Origin of the sequence: Microbacterium marinilacus, assembly GCF_019753765.1 — a bacterium.
GTDB classification, from domain to species: Bacteria; Actinomycetota; Actinomycetes; order Actinomycetales; family Microbacteriaceae; genus Microbacterium; species Microbacterium marinilacus.
The window spans coordinates 1-807 of sequence record NZ_JAIJZW010000032.1; the positions used below are offsets into that span (position 1 = coordinate 1).

Annotated in this window: 1 protein-coding gene; it reads left to right on the forward strand. The window is 71.7% G+C overall.

Annotated features, from left to right (window positions below; genetic code table 11):
• Window positions 1-46: 46 nt before the first annotated feature.
• A partial coding sequence (locus K5S26_RS18505) for an HAD-IIB family hydrolase (RefSeq protein WP_221861007.1) occupies window positions 47-807 on the forward strand: 761 nt, incomplete at its 3' end.

The following is an 807-nucleotide window of genomic DNA, read 5'->3' on the forward strand; positions in this document are numbered from 1 at the left end:
TCGGCACCGCCGCGGCCTCTCCGGCGCGACCGCCTAGGCTGAGGGGATGACCTCCGCGCCTCCCGCTGACGCATCGTTCGCCGCGCCCGCCCAGGTGGTGGCGTTCGACCTCGACGACACGCTGGCCCCGTCGAAGAGCCCGATCGATCCGCGGATCGGCGAGCTGTTGGTGCGGCTGGCGGAGCGGGTGGAGGTGGCGATCATCTCCGGTGGCCAGATCGCCCAGTTCCGGCAGCAGGTGGTCGACCGTCTGCCGGAGGCGTCTTCGGAGACGCTGTCGCACGTGCACCTGCTGCCCACGTGCGGCACCCAGTATTACCGGCACGACGGGTCGGAGTTCCAGGTGGTGTACACGCAGGACCTGACCGACGACGAGAAGCGTCGGGCGTTGACGGCGGTGCAGGAGGAGGCGGTGCGGCTGGGCCTGTGGGAGCGGGACACCTGGGGGGAGATCCTCGAGGACCGCGGGTCGCAGATCACGTTCTCCGCGCTGGGGCAGGCGGCTCCCGTGGACGCCAAGCGGGCGTGGGATCCGACGGGCGAGCGGAAGTCGGCGCTGCGCGACGCCGTCGCGGCGCGGGTGCCCGACCTGGAGGTGCGTTCGGGGGGCTCGACGTCGGTGGACATCACCCGCAAGGGCATCGACAAGGCGTACGGGATGCGACGCCTGTCGGAGGAGACCGGCGTGCCTCTCGGCGGCATGCTCTTCTACGGCGACCGGCTCGACCCCGACGGCAACGACTACCCCGTCCTGGCGATGGGCGAGGTGGCGTGCGTGTCCGTCACCGGCTGGCAGGACACCGCCGA